Consider the following 22,135-nt stretch of genomic DNA (forward strand, 5'->3'; position numbering starts at 1 on the left):
CATGCATAACTCTTTAACACAAATTTTCTATGATCAAATATTTATACTTTTCCACTCAGAATTTGAATAGATTTAGAACGCATTTCTTCTTGCTGACGAAGCATTGATTCAACACGTTCAAAAGCACGGCTTACTTCAATAAGGCGAGTCATCTCTATCACACCATTCACATTCGAACTTTCAATATACCCTTGCACAACAGTATCACCGCTTCCCCCTTCTGATTGAAAAGCTGCTTTATCAGGTATCACAGAAGAATTCGGTCCATAACGCAACTGGGTACCTGGCTGAAATTGAAATAAACCAATTTTCCCAACGAATGCATTATCTTGATAGATACTTCCATCAGCTACAATACGTGGTGTCCCCCCTGCTGGATTAAGCTGAATTGGTGCCCCTCCCTCATCTAAAAAAGGTAACCCTGTTACAGAAACCAATCCCCCTTCCGGAGTCATAATCATTCGTCCATCGCGAGTATACACTTGTCCGAAAGATGCTTGCATAGAAAAATAGGAATCGCCTACTACAGCAATATCAAGCGCATTACCCGTCTCTACCAAAGAACCACGATCAGTGGAAATATATCCCTTGCCAGCACTTGTGAAAAACACACGATCACCCTGTTCATGTGCAACGGAAGACAATAATGTATCAAACTTCATACCACCCGCTTGAAAACCTGGTGTATTCACATTTGCCATATTTTGCGCAATAGTCTCCATCCGCCGTTCCAAGCCAATTTGGCCTGAAACACCCACATAAATCGGATTTTGCATATACCTAGTCCCTTCTGAATCTTATCAATACTTACTTACAGACCACCCTGTTTGAAAGATTGTAAAGCCATTATTGTTTCATTTGAAAAAGCTAAACCTCTACCTACATTTGATCCTTGCAAAATCATTAAAGCAGGATTAACAACTGTTTGATTTTGTACATCATACATAGCAGAAAATTTTGCAATGAGGTGTTCTAACTTCTTTGGATCTTGTAAGTCCTTAAGTGACATACGGGACTCTAACAAAGATTTTTGTACTTCAATTGGCGACGTAAGCACATTCTCAGAAATATTGAAGGCCTTAAAAATAACAGCCGATAAAGCTTTATCGCTCAGAATCTGATAAGCCCAATTTTTTTCTGTCAGAACATTATTCTGTACCATTCCCCCAATAGTCCGAGTGAAATACAAAGCAAGACGTGTCCCCTCATTAACTTCGCCTACTTCAACTTCTAATGTTTGTTGCATATACTTATTCACGGTGACTGTTTTTGCACTCTCTCTTTGTGTCGCTTTTTCACCATATTTGCTAAAATTAAATGCCTCTGCAAATTGCTGATAACGCTTATCTACTAATTGAGACGCATACTCAGGATCTGAAAGCACCTTACGAATCATGCCTTTAGCAAAAATCATGTCTTCCAATCCATAAGCTTTCATAGCATAATTATAGATCTTATCATTTGCTAAAAACTCATCAACTGACTTCACACCAATAATATGCTTAACATAATAGTCTGTCTCACGTTTGACTTGTGGCTTTTGAAAAAGCCTATCAAACGTTTGCTTCATATTATCAATTGTACTTCTATAACTCGTATATGTGCTAATCACAGAAAACCCCTCTCTACACAAGCCCCGATTTAAAGCATAAAACTTGCCTAAAGCTTATGATAAAACCACTTTGTTATTATTAACCAAGAAATAGCAAGTCTTTATTAATAGATAAAATGATTTTTACTTTTAAAGTATTATATCTCTTAACACTTTTATACAACATTGTAATACTTTTATATAATATTAAGAAAATAAATGGTAAGTTTTACACAAGCATAGACATTTATTTTTCCACAAAAATTAAAATAAGGAGCTCACAGCCTTGGGTGTTATTATAGGATTAATAATTATTTTTGGATGCATACTTGGCGGTTATGTCGCTATGGGAGGCCATCTTGATGTTTTAGTACAACCATGGGAATTTGTCATCATTTTAGGCTCAGCTATTGGAACATTTATTGTTTCCAATCCTATTCCCGCTATTAAAGATACATTGCAAGCAACAATAGAAGCAATGAAAGATGCTGTTCCAAAACAAAAAGATTTTTTATCACTATTGGGTTTGCTCTATGTTCTTATGCGCGAAATGCGTTCAAAATCAAAATCTGAAATGGAAGCTCATGTTGACAATCCAAAAGAATCTGCGCTTTTTCAGCAATATCCTCTGATCTTAAAAGATGAATCTTTAACCAATTTTATTTGTGACTATTGCCGTCTTATTGTCATGGGAAATACACGCCATTTTGAAATTGAAGCTTTGATGGATGAAGAAATTCATACAATTTCATACGATTCTCAAAAACCCTATCAAGCAATGCAAAATATGGCTGATGCTCTTCCAGCTCTTGGAATTGTTGCAGCTGTTTTAGGTGTAGTTAAAGCTATGGGAGCCATAAGTGAACCACCAGAAGTATTAGGACACTTAATTGGAGCTGCTCTTGTAGGGACCTTTGCTGGTATTTTTTTTGCTTATGGTATCTTTGGTCCTCTTGCCTCAAAAATAAAAACAGTACGCAATAAAAAAGCGCGTATTTACATTGTTGTTAAACAAACACTGTTGGCTTACATGAACGGCGCAATGCCACAAATAGCACTTGAGTACGGTCGTAAAACCATCTCAGCAAAAGACCGTCCAACAATTGATATTATGGAACAACATGCAATCGCTAGTCAAGGTAGTGAAAAAGAGGCCGCCTAAATATGACTGAACCGATCGAAAAACAAGAAAACGAAGAAAAAGCGCAAGAAGATAAAAAACAAGATGCGCTGACCCAACATATTTTGCGTGCAGCTGGCCTATCAAGTGATGACCTCATGTCATTTCAATATGTCTTCCGTGATGCAGCAAGTAATCTGTGTATGCGCTTAAGCAATTATACCTCTTTAAAATTTATGACAGATGTACAATCACTTGACACACTGAAAGCGGAACAGATTACTCAAGCAATTGGAACAGAAGCACTTCTGGTTTATTTCAACTCCGATCGCTGGGGAAATGATGTTATTTTTGTTCTTGATGCAACACTCGTAGAACTAGCAACAGAAGTATTTTTTGGGGCTTCAGAACCCATGATAACAAATCGCAATGGACGCCCTTTTAGTCCGATCGAAAGCAAAGTCGGTGCAACTTTTGGAAAATTGTTAGCCTATGCGTTAGATGGTGTCTTTGGTATCGGTGATGGATCACTTTTAATCTTCAAACAAACATGTAAAGCACAAGAATTTAATGCGGAAACATTTAACCAATCACAAATGTTTTCCTGCACTCTCGGAGTGAAATGCGGTGAAGTGGAAACCCACGTGAATATCTTAATGCCACGCAGTTGCCATCGCCCTATCCAAGAAGCCGTTACGCGTGCACTCCGCGCTCCTGCAAAACGAACAGATCCCCTTTGGGCCAAACGTTTAAAACAAGAAGTCAGTCGTTCACGTGTACGCATTGAAGCTTTTATTCAACAGGGATCAATGACTTTAAATGAATTATCTACCCTCAAAGTAGGGCAAATTTTACCCCTTCCTGCCAATGCTGCGAAACAAATCAGATTACGCAGTGGCAATAAATCACTTTATAAATGCTCCCTTGGTAAAATTGGGACAAGTTTTTCTATCCGAGTTACAAATCCTATTGATGAAGAAGAGGAAATGATTGATGAGTTGGTTCATGTTTAATTTTATAAGTGCATTTTTAGCTCTCGTCTCATTGAGTGTTTTGATTATTACAATACGCAAACTAGCTGCTACTATCCAAATGGGACGTGAGCTTGCAAAACAAGTCCAAATGGGGACAGCCTGTCTTGACAAAGCCCTTTCAACTCTGCGTGAAGAACATCAAGAGTTCCGAGATGAAAATAGAAAAATGGATGCACGGATGATTGAATCCACGCGTATTCGGCGTGATATTGATCGTTCAATCTCTCATATGGAAAATGTCCGTGATCAATTGAAAAGTGATTTCAATCAGTTCCGCAGTATTTTAGCTACACAAGCTCATGGTCCGTCTGCAGCATCTGGTGCAATACATACTCTTCGCCGGCAACCTATCGGTCCTAAAAGCCTGCCTGTCTTTGTGCAACGCAAAGCGCATAAAACACCTCTTAATGACAAAATACAACTTTTAAAAACAAAATTTTAAAACCTTTAAAGTTAGAAAAAATAGTACGGTGACAGAATGACTAATGACATAAAAAACCCCGGAATTCCTAAGGGAATCAATCCTGCAGCAGCACCCAACCTCACAACACCAAAAGTTGGAGAAGGTATAGCACAAAAACCCGGAATGCCAGGAGGTTTTGGTGCTGGAGCACCACGACCAGGAACAGCAACACCTAATCTTAGAACAAATCCAAGCACTCCTTCTTTTGGAGCTGAAGCAGCAGGAAAAACAACTATTGGAGGTACAGGTGCTTCAAATGCGCCCAAAAACCCAAGTGACACATCCAGTAATACAGAACTCATTATGAGTATTCCTGTTGAAGTTCAAGTAGTACTTGGTTCAACAACTATGCCAGTCGCAACCTTAATGGATTTAGGAAGAGGTGCAGTTATTACACTTGACAAACAAATCGGAGATCCTATTGATATCGTGGTCAATGGCCGTATTATCGCCCGCGGCGAAGTCATTGTTCTAGAAGATGATCCTTCTCGTTTTGGGGTTAGTCTTACCGAAATTATTGATAAATAACTGATTTCAAATCTTATGAAAGATAAATATGACGCAGGCAAAGGAAACAAAAACTACGGAAGAATTTCATACTATATCAGAGAATATACCCTCTGATAAAGAGAGCTCTTCTACAATTATTGATACGCTTTCTGGACAACAAAAGGTTGCAGCTCTGCTTGTTGCTTTAGGGAAGCCTGCTGCTGCACGTCTTTTAAAACACTTTACACCAGATGATTTACGCCATCTTAGTGGGCATGCACATACTTTACCCAATATTTCTCTTGCTGATTTTGAAATTTTGGTTCGTCAATTCGAAGATGCTTTTGCAGAAGGCGTTTCATTTTCAGAAGCCGGTGCAAAATTCGATAATTTAATACAAGAAACATTGCCAGAAGACGAAGCTGCGTTAATTTTTGATCCTTCAAAAGCACCAACACTACCTCAAGAAAGTATCTGGGATATCATTAAAAAATTAAACGTTGATGCTTTACAAAAACATCTTGCACAAGAACATCCGCAAGTGGTCAGTTATATTATTTCTCGTCTTCCTTCTGAAATAGCAGCAAAAATCTTTATGGCGCAAACAATGTCTACACGAAGTGATCTTACACGCAGAAGATTACACCTACGAACAGTTTCGCCAGAAATGGAAACACTTCTCGATCAAGCCCTACGACCAGCACTCCTAAAGAACAATGATGAAGGAGACAAAGCACATCACAGTCAAGTAGCTGTCATTTTAAATGAGCTTGATAAAGCAGACATTGACGAAATGTTGGCAAATCTCGACAATCTAAATCCAGAAGATGTAGAAAAAATCAAAGCAAAACTTTTTGTTTTTGAAGATATTCCACGTTTGACAGAAAGAGCACGATTGCTTCTTTTTGATGGAATTGCAGCTGATACTATAATTACAGCTTTACGTAATGCGGAAGATCTTATGAAAGAACTCATTCTTAATTCTCTTTCACAACGGACACGCCGCATGGTAGAAACAGAGCTCTCTACAGAGAATGACACTATTCAACAAGAAGCGATTATCAATGCACGCCGTAGCATTGCTCAAACAGCTATTAAACTATCAGAACAAGGAACAATCAATCTTTTAGGTGAAGAAGGAACGTCCTAAAGGGCGCACTGAACCAATATGTCAGATGAAAAACCAGATAAAGAAAGTCAAACAGAAGAACCAACCGAGTATAAAATTCGTAAAGAAGAGGAAAAAGGAAATCTTCCTTTTTCTCGTGAATTGCCTGTCTTTGCTTCACTTGTAAGCTTTAGTCTTATTTGCGTTTTTATCTCCTTTCCAGCTATTTCAAAACTTACCTATTTTTTGATCCAATGGCTTGAACGTCCAGAATCTTGGCGTATTAATACTGCAGAAGATGTCAAACACTTAATTTATTTATTAGGTGGAAGTGCAGGCTTAGCCTTAGCTCCTATCTTAATTCTTATCCCTTTGCTTAGCATTACCGCATCAGCAGTACAGAATGTACCAAAATTTGTCATAGAGCGTATTCGTCCACAATGGTCGCGTATCTCTCCTGCCAATGGATTTAAGCGAATCTATAGTAAAGCAGGATTAGTTGAATTTTTAAAATCACTCACCAAGCTTATCGCTGTTAGTTTAATTATTTATATGATATTTTTCAAAAGCAACACAATTTTCATTAATGCGCTTTTAACAGATGCATCAGCTTTACCAAAATATATTCATAAAGAATTGATTAACCTATCCCTCTCTTTTATTACAGCAGTTATTGCCCTTGTAGGTTTAGACATCGCATGGTCCCGTTTTCACTGGCGTCAACAATTACGCATGACGAAACAAGAAATTAAAGAAGAACATAAAAACCTTGAAGGAAACCCTATGGTTAAAGCGCGAATGCGTTCTTTATCACGAGACCGTATCCGCCGCCGAATGATCGCAAATGTCCCTACAGCAACTCTTATTATAACAAACCCTACTCACTTCTCTGTTGCTTTACGCTATAAACCACCGCTTGATTATGCACCAGTTGTAATTGCAAAAGGACTAGATATCCTAGCACTACATATTCGTGAAATTGCCGTCGAACATGAGATCCCCATTTTTGAAAATGTCACTTTAGCACGAACGTTGTACAAACAAGTTGAAATCGACCAAACAATTCCAACAGAATTATATGAAAGTGTTGCTGCTTTAATTCGTTTTATCAACAATCAAAAAAATCACTAAAACAATAATTTATAAAAAGAAATAATGAATCAATAATATTTAAATAATGATATAAAGTAATAAGATGAAAAAAGATTATATAATTGAAATTCGTGAAATGGTCCTAGCGAAACAGGTTGCGCAATTTATTCCAGAACTACGATTAATTGATGTAGGTGATTTTATTGCATACATCCATACTGAACGCTTTAATTATCTTTCCGATCTCATTGAGAGTGCAACAGAATTGCGTTTTTATCCTCATACAATGCGCTTTGCCGGAAATGCCAGTTATGAACTGGATTGGAATACCACACCTAATATATCACTTCACATGGAGTTTTCTAATGAAGGGGTCAATGCTTTTTTCCGTATATTTATGTCTGCTAAAGAATTTGGAGTTGAGCTGGATAATTGTATTTTTGATAATCCTTCTGATGAAGAAACCAATACCAGCGCTTTCATGAATGCGCTCAATAATGCACGAATACAAAAACCACTTACGCATTAAGACAAAGCTATATCCATCTAAAAATATTGATTCATAAAATGAAAAAAATAGTACGTAAAAATGCTCTTTTCTTCGCAAATAAGTAGAAGCTTAAAATACTCAGCACTTTAGAAATAAACCTGAATGTAAACTAATAAGGTAAGTTGAAGCGCTTTTGATTCTCTGTGCTTTTTATGATCTAATCTCAGATGTCTTTAGAAAAAAAATCGAAGAATTCTTAAATTCCTTCGACAATAGGTATGCGATCAATCTTTTATAGATATAAACTTTATTTACAATTTATTATATAACCGATAGTAACGACTAATTTTTATGGTATTTATTATAAGATTTAGAAATAAATATTCATAAACATAATGGAGACAATAATGCCAAATACACTTGTTATAAATACTGGTTTTATTATAAGCTCTCCAATGAGAGTAAACCTTTTTTATGAATCTTATAAATTTTTAGTTTAGAGATATCAAATTTTAAGCTTAGGCAAAGCATTAAGAATGATACACAAACTAATAAAAACTAATTAACAAATTTAGAATTTGTTTCTATACTTTATTGCCTTTAAAAAGCTGATAAACACTCTTATCGTTTATTTTTCATGTCACGTATTTGATCAACTGAAAGATAGTTAAACTGTTTGACAAGCAAATCTTTCAGGACAGCTTTTGAAAAGCGTTGATTGACATCATCAATAATCCGTTCTTTGATCATCTCAAATTTTACTTTTTCAATTGCACGCACATCAGAATAGCTCCCCCAAAAATATTGAAAAATAGTATCATTAATCAAAACCTCTACAGGAATAGATATCTCTTTTTCAGCTATTTTATCTACTACATAAGCAAACTGCGCAATGATATAACCCTGCACATCACCATCAACCAAAATCGGAATACTCATAACCTCCGTATTATTAGAACCAATCTCTACAGCAATAGGAGCGGACTTTTCTGATGTATTAGGATCAACTGCATTGACCCTAAGGCTAAAAACTAAAGCGCCCAAAGCCACCAAACAAACCCACAAACCCATTGCAACCATTCTAATCATCTAGAACGCCCAGCATTAACCAAAACTGGATTATAAGTTCCATCTGTTTCTTCAGCACGAACAGCAACCTGAATAATTTGAGATAAATCTCTCACTGCTTCCAAGTGAATACGAAGAAGTTCACTATTACGGTTTAATTTTTCTTGTAAATCCGTTAACAAAGTCTGTACCTCAATTTCAATATCCTGATCCATATAACGTTTTACATCATTCATTGATTTATTAAGATCACGCAAACCACGCGTTTTACGCAAATTAATTTCTTCATAATCTGGAGCACCGTGATTTTCTAGCATATTGCTTTCATAATCAACAACTTCTGCTAACCCTTTAATGGCAGCATTAAATTTAGTCATCGCCCAATCACGACCAATAAGATTATTATTGAGAATTTTTGTTTTTAATGCAACATTTTCATCATCATATTGTAATTGTACTATAGACATTTCCATTCCCCTCTAAAATATTTATTTAATTCTCATCTTAAATAAGATGTTCATTTCGTTTTTATTTAATCCTCACTCACCAAATCTAATTCATTTTTGTAAATAACTTCGTCTGCTAATACACGATGATCTTTAGCACCTAACTCTTGATCTGTCTCTAATGTAGATAATGATGTGTCCATTTCTTTTCTCATTTGATCAGAAACTAACATCTGTGCAATGCCAATTCCACCAGATACTGCAAATTCTTTGGCCAATTGTTCAGCCATCATTGATTTCCAAATTTGTCCTGCTTGCCCTTTTCCAAAAATCGATTGGATATCCGTTGCAAACATACTTTCAACAAAAGTTTGCAACACAAAAGCTTCAAAATTTCTAAAAACTTCAGCTTCTTTACTTTGTACGGATTGTGGCCTGATATGGACCTGCTGAACAAGCCCATCAGAAACTAAATCATCTTGTACCTCAGAAGCCAAAGTAGTCTGTGCCAAATCTGCAAAACTACTCCCTTCTCGCTCAGTCGTTTGTACACGAGCAAATTTTTGTAAAGAATACAACTTTTCAACAGAAGCCCGATATTCAAGCGGATCTGCCGCACGGGCAACATCAAGCACAATATCAGAAGGAGGCTGAATAGCCATAGACTTCCCCTTTTTACCTAACTCTTGCTTTTCTTTGCAATTAAATTTCTAGCTTATAAAACTTTTTCTTCCTTTTAATAGCTATTTATAGAAAGAAAAATCTTCATAATTTATAACTATAGTAATAGATATAAACATCCAAACTTATGTCAAGCTGATGTCTTACCGATTTTATTTATAATATACTCTTCTAGCATATTACTAAATTGTTTCTGTTTTTCTATTGATTGGATTTCTTTATACTTGTCTTCTAATCTTTTCGAACGACTAGAAGCTTCACACACAACTTGTTTCTGTTGTGCAATTTTTCCTTGAAGGTCTTTTTCAAACTTAGCATTATGATGCAAACGTTTTGCTAAAAAAGAAGCATTCCAAAAATTGAAAGCAGAATCTTTTTCCATTAATGAGAAGAGTTCATGCGTCTCTTCCTGACAAGAAAAAAGTTGACCCTTCATATATTCTAATTCAGCTTTATGATGTGCTTCAACAAGACTTTGTACTTTTAAAAGTCTTCCATAACGTTTACTTTTCTGCGCCATTAAGATCCTTTCTTAAGCCAATCACGGAATTCAGAATTAAACAAGTGTAAAAGTTCTGGTATTAAAATATAAAGTAAAAATAAGCCTCCACACATAACAAAAGGTAATGAAATAAAATAAACTGGAATGGTAGGCGTTAATTTATTGAGCAATCCTATCGTAATATTAATCAAAATTGCATAAATAATAAAAGGTGCTGCTATCGACAATGTAGTTAAAAAAGCACGCGATAAAGCTTCATGATAATCTGTCAAAGCAGCTTCCGGATTTGGAATAAAAGCTAGAGGCACAATATCATAAGATGCTAGAAGGCCCTGAATAGTGATAATATGCAAATCGCTTGCAAAAAAAAGTATGATAGCTGCAAAAACTAAGACATTCGCAACATGTGATTCTGGTGTTGACTCAATGATACTATGACCAGGTTGGCCAGAAAATCCTATCGACATCCCAATAATTGAGGCCATAAATTGCAAAGCCCATAAATAAGCATGAGCAATTATCCCAAAAGTACTACCAATTAACATCTCAGCAAACAAAGAACGAACAAGTAGTGCAAGATTGGGTTTGTCACCGAGAACCTTAAAGGATTCTGTAACCAAAGGAAGGATAGCAAGTGAAAAAGAAATGCCAATAAATAAACGCAAACTCATAGGAATGCGTACACTAGACATTCCTGGCATCAACATTAAACAAGCTCCAACCCGTGCAAAAATTAACAAAGCAATGGTTACCAATTGCTCAATTGAAAAAGATGTTAGGGGAAGAACAGATGTTAATGACATAAACCCCTTGCCTTTTAAGAGATAGTTCCCAATGTTTTAACTTCAATTCCACGAGCAATTTCTGCATGGGAAAGTACAGGCAAAGTTGGAAAAAGACGTTCGATAATCATGCGGACATAAGGCCGCGCTTCAGGAGATGTAATAAGTGCAAAACGCGTTGCTTTTTCCATATGTTGTCGAATAAGTGCTGTCGCATCCGTTCCAAACTTTTCAAGTTCAACTGGATTAATATCAAATTCAATAACGTCGCCCTTTGCATCACGCTTTAACGCCTTATGAAAAACGAGATCCCAATGGCTTCCCATTCGCAAAACATTCAAAATGCCATTTTCAGATAAATCACCACAAATTTGTTGTGACATACGCAACCGTACATGCTCAGCAATCAGTTCACAACGCCTTACATGAGGTGCTATTTCAGCTACTGCTTCGAGAATAAGATTAAGATTACGGATAGAAACACGTTCTGATAATAAAAGTTTTAAAATCGATTGTAAGCCCGAATAGGAAAGATGTGTAGGACAAATCTCTTCTAATAATTTACGATATTCACTACCCAAACGTTCAAGAAGAATGCGCATATCTTTATAAGAAAATAATTGTGCTAAATTATTGCGTAAAACCTCACTCAAGTGCGTTAATAATACGGAAAGATTATCAACTGCCATATAGCCTTCACGAATTAATTCAGAACGAAACGTCTCTGAAGTCGAAAAAGCACGCATCCCAAAAGCCGGCTCAGATACATATTCACCTGGAATATTGGGAATGGGCTTATTGCCTGGCATAATAAGAACATCACCAATACGCATTTCGTAAGAAGCAATAACCGTACCGTATAATTTGATCCAATAGCTTTTTCCCGGAACTGTATAATCGTCGGATATTTGAATTTCAGGAATAACAAAGCCGTACTCCTGTGCAAATTTACGGCGCATTTTTGCGACACGATTAGCTAATTCAACTTTTTGCGGTAATAAACGTTGAGACAATTGCTTACCCATAGCAATTTCAATCTGTACTATTTCAAGAGATGCTTTTACTGATTGGCTCTCTTCCTGGTGAGCAATCTGATTTTCTTGTTTACGCAAAGCTTCTTTTGCAAGCGCTTCTCTTTTTAAACGACGTGGAATAGAATAACCAATCGAAGCCATCAGAGCAGACAAAAGGAAAAAAGGAAAAAAGGGTAGACCCGGCATCAATCCCAACATTAATAACAGTAGTGAGGATACAAAAAGAGCCTTAGGATATCCTCCAAGCTGCCCCAAAACAGCTTTTTCAGCAGAACCGCGTGTTCCCCCTTTTGAAACCAAAAGACCAGCTGCCAAAGAAACAATCAATGCAGGTATCTGCGTAACAAGACCATCTCCTACAGAAAGCTTAGTAAAAACATCCGCTGCACCAGACAATGACATTCCATGCCGCGTTACACCAATAACAATACCACCAAAAATATTAACAGCCGTAATAATAAGACCGGCAATAGCATCACCACGCACAAACTTTGACGCACCATCCATTGCCCCGAAAAATGAACTTTCTTCCTCAAGCTCCTGACGACGATGCTGTGCCTCTTTTTCATCAATAAGACCTGATGAAAGATCAGCATCAATGGCCATTTGCTTTCCTGGAATAGCATCCAGTGTAAAACGTGCTCCCACTTCAGCAATACGTGTGGCACCTTTAGTTATCACCAAAAAATTGACGATAATTAAAATAGCAAAAACAACAAGACCAATAACAAAATCTCCACCCATAACAAATTGTGAAAAACCTTGAATCACATAACCTGCAGCTTTATAACCTTCATCACCATGGGTTAAAATTACACGGGTGGTTGCAATATTAAGCGATAAACGCAATAAAGTTGCAATTAACAAAACTGTTGGAAAGGCTGAAAAATCAAGGGGCCTTTGGATCCATAATGAAACCATCAAAATCAAAACAGAAAATGCAATAGAAAAAGAAAGCCCTAAATCCAAAACAAAAGCAGGAACTGGTAAAAAGAGAACCATAAGAATAATAATAATTCCTGCTGCAAACGCAATATCTCGACCAGAAAACTTATCCTGATGAGCGATATTGATCGTTGAACTATGCTGCTGCACGTTTTTCTCCTTATATAATCACACTGAGTACCTTTTATAAAAAGCTTTCTTTAACTTATTTTCAAAGCATATCCAGTTCATTTTCCTTCGAGTTACCTTTGCTCTCTATTCCATTATCTCATTGTATAAAATAAATAATAAAGCTTGCGTGAAAATTGTGCTGTACCATGCAATCTCTCTGTATTAAAACAAACGCATAAACACAAAACATATCAAACCATAATAAATAAAGGATTATTTTAAGCTTGCTGAGCAGCTCATATCAACATATATTACATCATGTAACATTATGTGAATCATAAATAATACAATTCGAAAAGGAGAATTTAGTGATTGATATTATTAAGACTACTATGCTCTATTCAATGCTGATTGTTGGTATTAATATTGCTATTGTAATTGCCTTAATTATGGGGGCGTAATAAATAGCTATAGACTCTTTTGATATTTTCCTTGTTTTTATACTCCGTTTTTAAAGAGCTTTAATAAAAAGATAAATATCTAATGTACTGAAAAAGCTGATAGCAAATTGGAAATTATTTTGTATCAATGTATAGATTGGAGTTGAAAACATTTAGGCATAAATGAAGGTAATTTCTTAAAGCATAGTTTGCAATTAAGTCTATATAAAAAGTTTTTTTACTTCATTCTGTCTTTTAATCAGCAACTCATAACCCTAAAGTAAAGATCATTATACTCCTATCGCTCTATAACATAGAACAAAGAAATATTACGGAAAGCAATTATTTTGAAATTATGCTTTTTCTTCCTTAAACCAATTACCACAAGAATAAGAATGCATATGATGTATTGTGATTATTAAACATATTTTAACTATTTTATTAACCAAAAAGAAGCTCTAAACATTGTATAATATATCTTATACAAATTAGGAAAGAAACGCACAATGATTAATTCAGATCTTAAAATATTTGTTTCACCGACCTATAAACGGAAACTGCATATTGTCCATGATATTTTGGAATATAGCCTTGTGCTCATAGTGAGTTTAAGCGCTGTTTTTTCTGCTTTCTTTTCCTTTTTAAATCATTTTTAAGATATATTTTTGAAAGTTAATGCTTCATCTAACAATGAAAGTGGTTGTTTTGTCCTCAAAACTGCTTGTGCTTCTTTTTCATCGTGTTGCATTTGTGCTACCAAAGCCTCCAACCCATAAAATTTTTCTTGTCTTCGTAAAAACTGCAAAAAAGAAACCGTACAATTTTCACCATAAAGATCACCATCAAAATCAAATAAATAAGTTTCTAGTACTGGTACTCCATTACTAATAACAGTTGGCCGACGTCCAAAACTTGCAATACCATCATATAAAGTACCATTAGCACGACGGAATCTGACCGCATAAACACCGTGTGCTAAGCCCGTCTGAGAAGGCAAAAGCTGATTGGCTGTAGGAAACCCTAATCGCCGCCCAAGCTTTTCACCTTGTATAACATTCGAGCGCACTCGATAGTGATAACCTAGCAAATGAGCTGCTTGTGATACTTGTCCCTTTAATAAGAGCTTCCTAATAAAACTTGAAGAAATCGTTTGTTTTTCTGAAGTATATAAACAAGGAATTTGCACCACCTCAAAACCATATTCTTCACCTCTTTGACAAAGAAAACGAACATTTCCACTCTTTTGACAACCAAAACGAAAATTTTCTCCTGTGACCACAGCAGAAACATCAAAAGTTTTTTTTAAAATTACAGTGATGAATTCATCGGATGAAAGAGCAGAAAATTGTGCATCAAAAGGTTGCTCTATTACTCCATGAAAACCAAGAATTTTAAAAATTTCAGCTTTTTCAGCAGCTTGTGTTAAACGATCAACAGAAGTTGAACCTTGAAAAAAACTTTTTGGATGTGGTTCAAACGTTAAAACAAGTGCCGGTCTCTTTTTTTCACATGATAAATCAAGAGCCTTTTGTAAAACTACTTGATGACCAAGATGAACACCATCAAAATTACCAATCGCAAGCACCGCACCACGCCATGCTAAAGGAATAAGATTACATTCCTGTAGACGCAAAAAATCGAACATTACTGAAGCATCCACATCATTGCGTGTGGCTGGTAACCATAACGATCGAAAAAGGCATGCAAAGCTTCTTTATTCACAATACTATTGTGACCATAATCATGATGGTGAATGCCCCCCATAATATAAAGGGAATCAAGACCAAAATGAATCGCCCCTTTAACGTCGGTTAAAAGACCATCGCCAATAGCCAAAACTCGGTTTTTATCCACTATGCCACGAATGTTCTGTAATTTTTTAAAAGCGCACTCATAAATTGGAGCATGAGGCTTTCCGGCAATACGCACTTCACCTCCTAATTGTTGGTACAAACGCGCTAAAGCACCAGCACACCAAATTTCTTGATCTCCACAATGAACAATAATATCAGGATTCGCACAAATAAAAGGTAAATTCCTTTCTCGCAAACGACGAAACATCTCTTCATAAGCATCTGGTATCGCCTCTAAATCTTCAAGAAAACCACTACAAATAATTGCAGAAGCTGCCCTTTCTTCAACCAATTCGCAAGATAATCCTTCTAATAAAACCAAATCACGTTGTGGACCAATGAAAAAAATTTTACGTGGCGCAGAGCGAATAAGATCACGTGTTACATCACCTGACGTGACGATTTCATCATAACACTTTGTATCCACTTGCATCATTTGTAATTGGACCACCACATCTTCTTTTGGTCGAGGAGAGTTTGTCAAAAAAACAACACTTTTCCCCATTTGTCGAATTTTTTGCAATGCTTGCACTGCCGATTCAAAAACCTGCACACCATTGTGCACAACACCCCAAACATCACAAAAGACAGCATCATATTGCCTTATGAGAGGATCGATATGTGTGAGTTCTTTCATAAATACACCTGTTAATATATTAGATATTTTTTAGGCTATCTCTTATGTTTGTGTATCATATCGATATATGCCAATTCTTTTTTTTAATATATTGATCTCTATATTTTTTAAAATTAAAAACAGTATCATAAGCCTTAAGAAGAGGATTTTCAAACTCTCTCCTATAAAACTCTACACAATGTTCCTTTTTCTTGAAACTATTTCTATTCATTTTTGAGATTCTTTTATGTCCTTTGTGCAAGACGACCAGAAATTGTTTTGAATATAAAAAAAATCAAAGAACAAGTTAACTCTCTAATTAAGTCATTTATATAATATAAATTTATCTTATAATAAGAAATATTTTTATTTAAAAATATTATAAAAATTTTTATAATATCCATTATAGAATAAAATGTAAAATGGTATGATTTTATATAGAATTTTACTTTCTATATTCTCTCCTCTCTTTGAAATGAAGATCTTATAAGAGATAATTTCTGCATAAAAAAGTACTAAGTTAACAAATAAATAAAATTCCTTTTATAAAATTATAAAATTCTCTCTATAAAAATAGTTAGTTGCTTTCTATCCATGAGAAAAAAGCCATAGAAATGGGATCAATGATGCAGATATGCTCTTATTGACAGAAAAACAAATATCATCATAAAATACTCTATAATATATTTATCATATTTTATTATTGAGAATAACTATTATATTCTCCCTTATTACAAACCCGATATATCCTCATGAACCTGATTAAAAAATTTATAACAGTAGCTTCTGGAACTCTCACAAGCCGTTGTTTTGGCTTTGTCCGTGAAATGCTTATGGCAGCAGCTCTTGGAACAGGTCCTGTATCCGATGCGTTTAATGCTGCTTTTCGCTTTCCTAATACCTTCCGTCGTTTTTTTGCTGAAGGAGCCTTTCAAACAGCTTTTGTTCCTCTTTTTTCTAAAAAAATCACAGAAAATGGATCAGAAAACGCATGCAAATTCGCAGAAGAAGTGTTTGGTGTTTTATTTTCATTACTCTTACTTCTCACTATTGTTATGGAACTGAGTATGCCTTTTTTGGTTCGCACACTGATTGCACCAGGCTTTGCAGAAGACGCTACAAAATTTAACGCTACAATTCGTTTTACTGCTATCATGTTCCCCTATTTAGCATGTATGTCTTTAGCAGCGATGATGGGAGGAATGTTGAATGCACTCCAACATTATTTTGTTGCAGCTATTGCCCCTGTTTTTCTAAATATTATCTTGATATGCGTACTCACCTATGCTTGGATCTATCAACTTGATACTTGGCATATTGGATTAAATCTATCTTGGGGAGTGACAGTATCAGGTCTCATCCAATTAGCTCTTATAACAATAGCCTTACGTAAAAGCGGAATGAAACTTTCCCTCCGCCTACCTCATTTTAGCCCCAATGTCCGTCAACTGTTAATTTTAGCCTTCCCTGCTGCTATCACAGGAGGAATTACACAAATTAATCTATTGATCAATACTAATATCGCTTCTAGCCAATCAGGTGCGGTTTCTTCTCTTGTTTATGCTGATCGTCTCTATCAATTGCCCCTTGGAGTCGTTGGTATCGCTATTGCTACGGTTCTTCTCCCTGAATTAACAAAAACGCTGCGCAACAAAAAACACACAGATTCTGATGAATTGCAAAATCGTGCAATTGAGTTCTCTCTATTTTTAACTTTCCCTGCATCGGTTGCTTTTCTGCTTATCTCTAATCCCATTATTAGCCTTCTCTTTGAACGAGGTCAATTTACCAGTGCCTCAACAAACAATGTTGCTCAATTGGTTCAGCTTTATGGAATTGGTCTTCCAGCTTTCGTACTCATAAAAGTTTTTATTCCTAATTTTTTTGCTCGCGAAGATACAAAAACACCCATGATTTTTGCAGGCATTTGTGTTTTTATCAATATCAGCTTAGCCTTAACGTTATTCTCATGTTTATCAGCACGAGGTATTGTCATTGCTGAAATTACTGCCGGCTGGGTTAACATCTTATTGCTGTGTAGCACTCTCCTTAAACGAGGCTATTGGAAATACGATACACAACTAATAAAGCGAATAGCATCTCTCATAATCGCCTCTTTCTTCATGGCCCTCACTTTGTATTACTCCATCAGCTTCTTCTCTGCGCCTTTATCATCACAAACGTCATTTTTCTTGCGTGCAAGCTCCTTAGCAGGACTACTTATTATCGCAACATCAGTTTATTTTATTATTTGTCTTTTATTTGGAACAAATTATTTGTCATTCTTACGTAAAAATGTGAAACAGCACCTCTAATATTTCTATTATTTTCAGAAATATATTTTATCATAATATATTTAGCATATAATATAATATCATAAGAAAGAGAAAGGCCTTTTCTATGGATACCTTTACACCTCTTGTTTTTTCTGGTGTACAACCGAGTGGTCATCTGCATCTTGGTAATTATCTTGGAGCCATCAAACAGTGGGTAGATCTGCAAACATCCTATAAATGCCTCTATTGTATTGTCGATATGCATGCCCTGACCATTAATCCAGATCCACTTAGTTTGGCAGAGTCTACTTATATGATGACAGCAGCCTTTTTAGCTGCCGGCATAGATCCTCAAAAACAAATTATTTTCAACCAATCACGTGTTTTTCAACATGCGGAATTGGCGTGGATCTTTAATTGTATTGCACGTATCGGCTGGCTCCAACGTATGACACAATTCAAAGATAAAGCAAGAAAAAACCGTGAACAAACATCCCTTGGACTTTTTGCTTATCCAAGTTTAATGGCTGCTGATATTTTAATCTACCACGCAACACATGTGCCAGTGGGAGAAGATCAAACACAACATATTGAATTAACACGCGATATTGCACAAAAATTCAACAGTATTTATGCTGATCGTATTACAAATTTAAATTTTGGTATTTCTATGCAAAATGGTGAAAAAAATGAACAAATTTTTTTTCCAATGCCAGAGGCTATTATTAACAAGACAGCCATGCGTATTATGTCTTTACGTGACGGCACAAAAAAAATGTCAAAATCAGATCCTTCCGACTTTTCACGAATTAATTTGATCGATGATGCTAATCTTATCGTACAAAAAATACGCAAAGCAAAAACCGATTCCACTCCTCTTCCTGATACGCTAAATGATTTACAAAAACGTCCAGAAGTTAATAATTTATTGGGCATCTATGCTTCTTTTGCTGAAATCAGTAAAGAAAAAGCACTATTAGAGTTTTCAGGAAAACAATTTTCACTTTTTAAATCAGCTTTAGCTGACCTCATCGTCCATAAGCTAGCACCAATAACACAAGAATTGCGCCGTCTATATCAAGAAAAAACCTATATTAATTCTGTTCTGTTTGATGGTGCACAACGTGCAAGTCTTTTAGCAGAAAAAAATATGAAAAAAGTTCGTGAAATTGTCGGTTTTATACACAATATATAAAGCAGTTAAACTTTTAACCTTTAAAATTAGAAATAAAATGACATGCTCTCTAAGCGAAAAAGTCAAGAAATAAATCATAAACGAAAAATTTTGGTCATCATTGATGAAACACCTGAATGTCGGCGTGCTGTGATTTTTGCTGCACAACATGCTAAAAATACGAATGGTACCTTAATTTTGCTCTCCATTATTGACAACTCAAAATTTCAGCATTTCCTAGGTGTAGACAAAGTTATGCGGATGGAATCAGCAGCAAACGCCTGTGTAATCCTAGAAAAAATAGCTGATGATGTGCGCACCACTCAAGCTCTTGAAGCAGAAACAATTATGCGTGAAGGGGAAAAAATTAATGAAATTTTTAAACTAATTAATGAAGATCAGGATATCGCCCTCATTGTTTTAGCTGCAAGCTGTCATACAGAACGACCAGGACCGCTTATCCAATCCATTGCTCATCGGGGAAGTACTTTTCCTGTCCCCGTTACTATTATCCCAAGTGATCTCCCTGAGGAAGAAATAAAAGTTGTTGCCTAGAAACAATACTTCTATATGAATTCTCTTCTGAAACTATAAGTAATGAAAGAGTAATGTATGTTTATTCAAACTGAAAGCACACCGAACCCTACAACACTTAAATTTTTACCAGGTCGTATTGTCCTTCCTCAAGGAACCCTAGAATTTCACAATCGCGAAGAAGCTGCTAAAAATTCTCCTCTTGCGGCAAAATTATTTAATATTCCAAATATAAAAAGCGTTTTTCTGGGATATGATTTTATTACTATAACTAAAAATGATGGAGAGTGGCAACATCTTAAACCAGCGATTTTAGGTACAATTATGGAACATTTTCTCTCCAATGATCCTGTTATCACTACAGAAACCAATATACCTAATAAAGAATTTTTTGATGAAAAAGATACTGATATTGTTATTGTCATCAAAGAATTGCTTGAAACGCGTGTACGTCCAGCTGTAGCCAATGATGGCGGTGATATCACCTTCTGCGGCTTTGAAAACGGGATTGTTTACCTCAACATGAGAGGTGCTTGTGCTGGCTGTCCTTCTTCAACAGCAACCCTTAAACATGGTATTGAAAATCTTTTACGGCATTTTATTCCAGAGGTATTAGGTGTTGAAGCTATGCCGCAAAATACTGTACTGTAAAAGAGTATTCACTAAAAAATTTGTAACTAAATAATAAATTTTATAATATGGTTTAACGTAATCTAAATCACAAACATTGCACTTATAAAAAAGATTGTAAAAAATATTTAGTGAATGCAAACAATAAAAATCGCTGTTTTTTTTAAAATTGGAAATTAAAAAAGATGAACGGCTCATAAGATACATCTATTTTTAAAGTATAATATTGCTTTGTTCATTTAACTGTCTATGATTTTAAGCTTTATATATAAAGAACGAATTATCATGTGATCTTACAACATTTATTTTGGCATTTTTGGCCCTTTCAACAGTAGGAAAACATTGTTCTTAGCTAAACAGATAACAATCTAAGAGTATTATCTGAAATCCATTAACACTGATTTCAAAACGCCCTTTTTCTGCAGTTTCAAATATAAGAATAAAAGTTATTAATATTTCTGAACTTTTCAGAGAATGTGAACTAAATATCTACTTATCAATAATTCAGAAACTTTAGATCTCTCTAAAAGAAATGCCGCACCTACGATATACAATTATTGTAGTAATATATAACTTTTTGATAAATTAAAAAATACTAAAAAATGATAAATCGCTTAAGAAAGGATTCAACTAAAAGGGTTCCAAATATAGCGGATAAATAAAACAACGAAAAGAAAAATACTTTTTTTGCCATAACAACTGTTTCATCATATCCTTTAGCTTTCCACAAACGATAAGAAAGATAGATAAAAACAGTGCTTAAAATTGTTGAAAAAATACCATAGATAATACCTGAAAAACCTATAATATAAGGTCCAATAGCGCATATTGCCATAATAATAGTATAAATCAAAATCTGGTTTTTCGTCGATTGCTCTCCTCGCATATTAGGCATCATAGGGATACCCGCTACATCATAATCAAAAGATGAGAAGAGGGAAAGAGACCAAAAATGTGGTGGTGTCCACATAAAAATGATTAAAAATAAGAGGAAACTCTCAAAACTTACTGTACCTGTTGCAGCTGCCCACCCAATCATTGGCGGAAAAGCTCCGGCAGCACCACCAATCACAATATTCTGAGATGTTATAGGCTTTAACCAAATTGTGTAAATAACAACATAAAAGAAAATTGTAAAAGTAAGAAAAAACGCCGTAAACCAATTAATGAAAATTCCCATAATCAAAACTGAGAATATAGAAAGAGCTAAACCAAAAATAAATGCTTGTCTACGACTAATTTTACCTGTCGGAATAGGACGCTTTTGAGTACGTTTCATCATCGCATCAATATCAGATTCATACCACATATTAAGCGTTCCCGCACCACCACCACCTAAAGCTATACACAAAATAGCTAAAAAAGCATGCAGCGGACTCATAGCACTAGGCGATAACACTAACCCAACCAGAGCTGTAAATATAACAAGCGACATAACGCGTGGCTTCATTAATGTAATATAATTACAAATCTTAGCTACTATCGAGCTTAATTTATCATTTTTAACCAGTAATTCTTTTGAAACAGACATTCCGTCAAAGAACCTTTTTCATCTATATTACCCACAAACAAACATTGTCTAAAATATAGGAAGAACCAATTAGTGTTACAGTTTTTTAAAGAATGTACAATACTCTCAATTTTATACATACCTAA

22 protein-coding genes are annotated in these 22,135 nt (G+C 35.3%); 11 read left to right on the forward strand and 11 right to left on the reverse strand.

Annotated features, from left to right (window positions below):
• Positions 1-41: 41 nt before the first annotated feature.
• Both flgF and B11cv2_RS04375 read right to left on the reverse strand, forming a co-directional pair.
• Positions 42-776 (reverse strand): flagellar basal-body rod protein FlgF, encoded by a 735-nt coding sequence (gene flgF / locus B11cv2_RS04370; protein ID WP_035007133.1) that lies wholly within the window; start codon positions 774-776, stop codon positions 42-44.
• Positions 777-811: 35 nt separating this feature from the next.
• Positions 812-1,612 carry a DUF1217 domain-containing protein gene (locus B11cv2_RS04375; protein WP_100693483.1) on the reverse strand — a complete coding sequence of 267 codons (801 nt, stop codon included), beginning with the start codon at positions 1,610-1,612 and terminating at the stop codon, positions 812-814.
• Positions 1,613-1,877: 265 nt separating this feature from the next.
• Between B11cv2_RS04375 and motA the strand changes: the two genes are divergently transcribed.
• The 7 genes from motA to B11cv2_RS04410 all read left to right on the forward strand — a co-directional run bounded on the left by motA (position 1,878) and on the right by B11cv2_RS04410 (position 7,426).
• Positions 1,878-2,753: a flagellar motor stator protein MotA gene (motA, locus tag B11cv2_RS04380; protein WP_100693484.1), complete on the forward strand. Its 876-nt coding sequence runs from the start codon at positions 1,878-1,880 to the stop codon at positions 2,751-2,753.
• Between the two features lie 2 nt (positions 2,754-2,755).
• A complete protein-coding gene (locus tag B11cv2_RS04385) occupies positions 2,756-3,724 on the forward strand; it encodes a FliM/FliN family flagellar motor switch protein (RefSeq protein ID WP_100693485.1) in 969 nt (322 codons plus the stop codon).
• Positions 3,717-4,187: a BAB2_0123 family type IV secretion system effector gene (locus B11cv2_RS04390; protein ID WP_100693486.1), complete on the forward strand. Its 471-nt coding sequence runs from the start codon at positions 3,717-3,719 to the stop codon at positions 4,185-4,187. Before B11cv2_RS04385 ends, B11cv2_RS04390 begins: the two co-directional genes overlap by 8 nt.
• A gap of 144 nt (positions 4,188-4,331) precedes the next feature.
• Positions 4,332-4,736, forward strand: a complete 405-nt coding sequence (gene fliN, locus B11cv2_RS04395) for a flagellar motor switch protein FliN (RefSeq protein WP_371410323.1) — start codon at positions 4,332-4,334, stop codon at positions 4,734-4,736.
• Positions 4,737-4,764: 28 nt separating this feature from the next.
• Complete coding sequence (locus B11cv2_RS04400) at positions 4,765-5,847, forward strand: flagellar motor switch protein FliG (protein ID WP_100693487.1); 1,083 nt, start codon at positions 4,765-4,767, stop codon at positions 5,845-5,847.
• 18 nt (positions 5,848-5,865) lie between these two features.
• The gene (flhB, locus tag B11cv2_RS04405) at positions 5,866-6,936 is read left to right on the forward strand and encodes a flagellar biosynthesis protein FlhB (RefSeq protein ID WP_100693488.1); all 1,071 of its coding nucleotides are present in this window, start codon (positions 5,866-5,868) and stop codon (positions 6,934-6,936) included.
• A 64-nt stretch (positions 6,937-7,000) separates the two neighbouring features.
• Positions 7,001-7,426, forward strand: coding sequence for a hypothetical protein (locus B11cv2_RS04410; RefSeq protein WP_100693489.1), 426 nt, complete (start codon positions 7,001-7,003; stop codon positions 7,424-7,426).
• Between the two features lie 582 nt (positions 7,427-8,008).
• Here B11cv2_RS04410 and B11cv2_RS04415 read toward each other — a convergent pair.
• The 8 genes from B11cv2_RS04415 to B11cv2_RS04450 form a co-directional block, all read right to left on the reverse strand.
• Positions 8,009-8,476: a hypothetical protein gene (locus B11cv2_RS04415; protein ID WP_100693490.1), complete on the reverse strand. Its 468-nt coding sequence runs from the start codon at positions 8,474-8,476 to the stop codon at positions 8,009-8,011.
• Entirely contained in the window at positions 8,473-8,922 is a 450-nt protein-coding gene (locus B11cv2_RS04420; protein WP_100693491.1) for a flagellar protein FlgN, read from the reverse strand. The genes B11cv2_RS04415 and B11cv2_RS04420 overlap by 4 nt, the downstream gene beginning before the upstream one ends.
• Positions 8,923-8,987: 65 nt before the next feature.
• Positions 8,988-9,563, reverse strand: coding sequence for a rod-binding protein (locus tag B11cv2_RS04425; protein WP_100693492.1), 576 nt, complete (start codon positions 9,561-9,563; stop codon positions 8,988-8,990).
• Positions 9,564-9,712: 149 nt separating this feature from the next.
• Entirely contained in the window at positions 9,713-10,102 is a 390-nt protein-coding gene (locus tag B11cv2_RS04430) for a hypothetical protein (protein WP_100693493.1), read from the reverse strand.
• A complete protein-coding gene (locus B11cv2_RS04435; protein WP_100693494.1) occupies positions 10,102-10,887 on the reverse strand; it encodes a flagellar biosynthetic protein FliR in 786 nt (261 codons plus the stop codon). The genes B11cv2_RS04430 and B11cv2_RS04435 overlap by 1 nt, the downstream gene beginning before the upstream one ends.
• A gap of 14 nt (positions 10,888-10,901) precedes the next feature.
• Positions 10,902-12,995, reverse strand: a complete 2,094-nt coding sequence (gene flhA / locus B11cv2_RS04440; RefSeq protein WP_199570325.1) for a flagellar biosynthesis protein FlhA — start codon at positions 12,993-12,995, stop codon at positions 10,902-10,904.
• A gap of 1,053 nt (positions 12,996-14,048) precedes the next feature.
• Positions 14,049-15,041 (reverse strand): bifunctional riboflavin kinase/FAD synthetase, encoded by a 993-nt coding sequence (locus tag B11cv2_RS04445; protein WP_100693495.1) that lies wholly within the window; start codon positions 15,039-15,041, stop codon positions 14,049-14,051.
• Positions 15,041-15,886 (reverse strand): TIGR01459 family HAD-type hydrolase, encoded by an 846-nt coding sequence (locus tag B11cv2_RS04450; protein WP_100693496.1) that lies wholly within the window; start codon positions 15,884-15,886, stop codon positions 15,041-15,043. Before B11cv2_RS04450 ends, B11cv2_RS04445 begins: the two co-directional genes overlap by 1 nt.
• Positions 15,887-16,617: 731 nt before the next feature.
• Here B11cv2_RS04450 and murJ point away from each other — a divergent pair.
• The 4 genes from murJ (at position 16,618) to B11cv2_RS04470 (ending at position 20,500) form a co-directional block, all read left to right on the forward strand.
• Positions 16,618-18,180, forward strand: a complete 1,563-nt coding sequence (gene murJ, locus B11cv2_RS04455) for a murein biosynthesis integral membrane protein MurJ (RefSeq protein ID WP_100693497.1) — start codon at positions 16,618-16,620, stop codon at positions 18,178-18,180.
• An 85-nt stretch (positions 18,181-18,265) separates the two neighbouring features.
• A complete protein-coding gene (gene trpS / locus B11cv2_RS04460; RefSeq protein ID WP_100693498.1) occupies positions 18,266-19,336 on the forward strand; it encodes a tryptophan--tRNA ligase in 1,071 nt (356 codons plus the stop codon).
• A gap of 42 nt (positions 19,337-19,378) precedes the next feature.
• On the forward strand, positions 19,379-19,870 hold the full coding sequence (locus tag B11cv2_RS04465) for a universal stress protein (RefSeq protein WP_100693499.1): 492 nt from the start codon (positions 19,379-19,381) through the stop codon (positions 19,868-19,870).
• A 57-nt stretch (positions 19,871-19,927) separates the two neighbouring features.
• Positions 19,928-20,500 (forward strand): NifU family protein, encoded by a 573-nt coding sequence (locus B11cv2_RS04470; RefSeq protein ID WP_100693500.1) that lies wholly within the window; start codon positions 19,928-19,930, stop codon positions 20,498-20,500.
• A gap of 574 nt (positions 20,501-21,074) precedes the next feature.
• Here the strand turns inward: B11cv2_RS04470 and cyoE are convergent.
• Positions 21,075-22,010, reverse strand: coding sequence for a heme o synthase (gene cyoE, locus B11cv2_RS04475; RefSeq protein WP_100693501.1), 936 nt, complete (start codon positions 22,008-22,010; stop codon positions 21,075-21,077).
• Positions 22,011-22,135: the final 125 nt, after the last annotated feature.

The sequence above is a fragment of the Bartonella sp. 1-1C genome, from assembly GCF_002810325.1.
In the GTDB taxonomy this organism is placed as follows: Bacteria; Pseudomonadota; Alphaproteobacteria; order Rhizobiales; family Rhizobiaceae; genus Bartonella; species Bartonella rochalimae.